The organism is Flavobacterium cauense R2A-7 (assembly GCF_000498475.1).
Classification (GTDB): Bacteria; Bacteroidota; Bacteroidia; order Flavobacteriales; family Flavobacteriaceae; genus Flavobacterium; species Flavobacterium cauense.
Genome location: NZ_AVBI01000022.1, coordinates 1 through 3,360 on the forward strand (window position 1 = coordinate 1; position 3,360 = coordinate 3,360).

Here is a 3,360-nt window from a genome sequence, read left to right on the forward strand (position 1 = left end):
CGTCGCATAACAGCGGTTTTATGCTATAGCGGGGCTTGGGATTTTTCGGATTGGTCAGTGCTTGCTTTTCTTCTTTAAAAAGAAGTTTTTTCTTTCCACTTTTAGGTATATTTGTAAACATCAGTAATAAAAAATCCGCTACAGCATAAAGCCGGCGGGACGTTATAGGACATAGCAAAAAAACGCGATGAAAAAAATCAAAATCATATTAATATCCATTATTCTATTCTCGTTTACTAATGTTGATATTGCCCCAAACCCAATTGCAGCAAAAGGTATTTATCCTTATAAAGAATGTAAAATAAGAATGGAGTCGGAAACAGTTATGGTAGATTTATCTGTTGACCAATCAATTGTTAAATGTACTTTTGAAATGAAAAATTACGGCTCTGAAACAATATTAGATGTAGGATTTCCAGTTATGGAATTCCAATATTGGGCAATAAATGGCTATCAAGAAAATGACAAATCAAATTTTAAAATTTGCGTCGATGGAAAAGATTTAAGTGAAAATGAAATTAAAGCACCTATAGAAGCTGATAGTCTTTACAAAGAATATATGAAAGTTTATGCTATTGAGAAAGAACTTTCAAGAAAAACAGATAGTGTTTATAACATATATGGTGTAACAAAGAAAAAGAACGGTACATTAAAATTTTCAAAAAAAACTAATGCAACAAAAATGCAGGAGGCAATTTCAGAATTGTATAAATGGCGAAATAAACAACCTTACGTGTCAGGTGATTTAGTATTAGCGTTCGACGAACAAATTGGACAAGGCAAATATCCATGGTATGTTTGGAATTTAAAATTTAAAGAAAATGAACATAAAACCATTACGGTCTCTTATAAATTACCTGCTGGATTGTCATATGGCGCAGAATATAGGTATTTTAAATATATTCTTAATACTGGAGCAGGCTGGTATGGTGATATCGGACAAGCTGATATAATTTTGAAACTCGATAAAATAGATTTAGGTAAAGTAGAGAAAATATCACCAAGCGGATATTCAATCGATAAAAAGAAAAACATTATAAAATGGAATTTTAAAAATATCGAGCCAACTTTAAACGACGATATATATTTGCAATACTTTGTAAGAAAAGAAAGGGAAGCATTTAATAAAAGGTTTAAAAAATAGCTACGTCCTATAACAGCGGTTTTAAGAAATTGGGGTTTGAGTGTATAATGGAACTGTCTTTTTGTATATTTGGCTTCAGTCTTAACGGAATGGTTTGGGAACAAAAATCCCCAACTTCTTAAAGCCGGCGGGACGTTGTACGACATTTTGGCCGAACGAAACGAAATAGAAACTAGATTTTTATAGTTGATCCTTAGAAAATGAAAAAAATAAAATTAACGCGAGAAAGTGTCGCAATGGGAGATGACTTTGATGCGCCTCATTTTTTGGAAATAGAAATCCAATCTAATTGGACAATCTTAGAAATTCTAAAACACATTTTAAAATTAAATTACTTACCTCAAATACATGGAGGAAAAGCCACTTGGAGTGTTGCTATAAATGAACCTATAGCTGTATTGTCTCAAGAAAATTTTGAAAATCCAATGCTAATTTGTCTTCCTGATTATCCATATCATGAGACTATGGGGTTTGTAAATATTGAAAATATACACTTTAATTATCACGCTCAAAAAAAACCTGAAGAAGTTTTTGAAGTTTTATCGAGGTTTAGAATTAAATAAAAACGTCGCACAACAGCGGTTTTGTGCAAGCGGGGTTTTGGGTGTTTATCGGTAATGGTCAGTGTTTGCACTTTCTTCTCCGAAGTGAGGTCTTTTCTTTCAAACTTTTCGGTATATTTGTAAACAACAGTAATAAAACTCCCCGCCTTCACAAAGCCGGCGGGACGTTACCAGAAATTGCTAAAAAACTGAACCTAATGAAAATCTCTTTAATAATACTCGTACTATTTAGCAGTGTTTGTTACTCTCAAAATGTGTACATGGAATTTTCAGATTTCCAAAAAATTGAAAATAAAGAAGTCTGGACTTATCAATTCGTTGACGCAAGCTATAGTTATTCAAGACCAACATTACCTATTGTTACAACAAAAGAAATTTTCTTAGAACTGGTAAATTCGTTACCTAAATTGCGTGGAAAGGCAAAGGAATATAGTGACTACTGGATTTTAGGAATTAAAGATTTTAAAGCAGAAATCAAATCAGACTTGGATAATAAAATAATTGATGAGTTCTACAAAAAAATTGAAAAATACAGGCTTGATAATAATTTACCCCCATTTTCAAAAAAAACGTTAGGCCAACAAACAATATTCATTTCTGAAAAATCTGAAATCTGTAAATATTTAAACTGTAAAACTCTAAAATTATAATTGCAACTTCTGGTAACAGCGGTTTTGTGAAATGGCGGGGCTTGGTGATTTTTTGGAATGGTTTTTTTGGAATGGTTTGGTGCTTGCACTTCTCTCCTATTTAATCGCGATTTTCTTTAAAACTTTTCGGTATATTTGTAAACATCAGTAATAAAAAATCCGCCACTTCACAAAGCCGGCGGGACGTTAGTGGCAACTGCTAAAAAACTGAACGTAAAAGCATGAATTTCAACATAAAACTCCTAATCTATCTCGTTTTTGGCTTTATAGTTTCAACTATAATAGGTACATTAACACATGAGTTTGGGCATTATTTAATTGCCGAAACTTTAGGTTATGATGCCACAATAAATTACGCTTCAACAAGTTTTTCCAATGATAAAGAATTTGTCGATAATGATTATTTTTGGGTAACTCTTGGTGGTCCTTTACAAACAATTATTACAGGGACTATTGGATTTATCTTTCTATATGTAAATAAAAAATCTTTTGAAAAAAGTGATAAACTAAATTTTAAACAGTGGTTAATAATATTTGTTTCTCTTTTTTGGTTAAGACAACTTGCTAATCTTTTTATGGGATTAATAGGTTTTTTAAAGAGAGGTCATATTTCTACCCGAAGTGATGAATCTAAACTGGACTTATTTTTAAATCTAAAAACTGGAACAACTTTAAGTCTAACTGCATTCCTAGCTGCAATAATTTTATCAATCATCCTCTATAAATTTATTCCTCGAAAACAATTATTCACCTTTTTAATATCGGGTATTGTTGGTGGTATCAGCGGATATTATCTGTGGTTAATTGCTTTTGGTAAAATTCTAATGTCATAATTGCAGCAGCCACTAACAGCGGTTTTGAGCAAGTGGGGTTTTGGGGATTTTTTGGAATGGTCAGTGAGTGCATTTCCTCTTTAAAAAGAAGTTTTTTCTTAAATACTTTTCGGTATATTTGTAAACGTCAGTAATAAAAATCCCCACCTGCACAAAGCCGGCGGGACGTT

Annotated in this window: 4 protein-coding genes; all 4 read left to right on the top strand. The window is 32.1% G+C overall.

What is annotated here, in order from left to right; all coding sequences use genetic code 11:
* Positions 1 to 187: 187 nt before the first annotated feature.
* The 4 genes from FCR2A7T_RS13320 (at position 188) to FCR2A7T_RS13335 (ending at position 3,190) form a co-directional block, all read left to right on the top strand.
* Positions 188 to 1,144 carry a hypothetical protein gene (locus FCR2A7T_RS13320; RefSeq protein ID WP_023571827.1) on the top strand — a complete coding sequence of 319 codons (957 nt, stop codon included), beginning with the start codon at positions 188 to 190 and terminating at the stop codon, positions 1,142 to 1,144.
* 200 nt (positions 1,145 to 1,344) lie between these two features.
* Complete coding sequence (locus FCR2A7T_RS13325; protein WP_035118657.1) at positions 1,345 to 1,707, top strand: hypothetical protein; 363 nt, start codon at positions 1,345 to 1,347, stop codon at positions 1,705 to 1,707.
* A 260-nt stretch (positions 1,708 to 1,967) separates the two neighbouring features.
* Positions 1,968 to 2,357: a hypothetical protein gene (locus FCR2A7T_RS15140; protein ID WP_023571830.1), complete on the top strand. Its 390-nt coding sequence runs from the start codon at positions 1,968 to 1,970 to the stop codon at positions 2,355 to 2,357.
* A gap of 221 nt (positions 2,358 to 2,578) precedes the next feature.
* On the top strand, positions 2,579 to 3,190 hold the full coding sequence (locus FCR2A7T_RS13335; RefSeq protein ID WP_023571832.1) for a hypothetical protein: 612 nt from the start codon (positions 2,579 to 2,581) through the stop codon (positions 3,188 to 3,190).
* Positions 3,191 to 3,360: the final 170 nt, after the last annotated feature.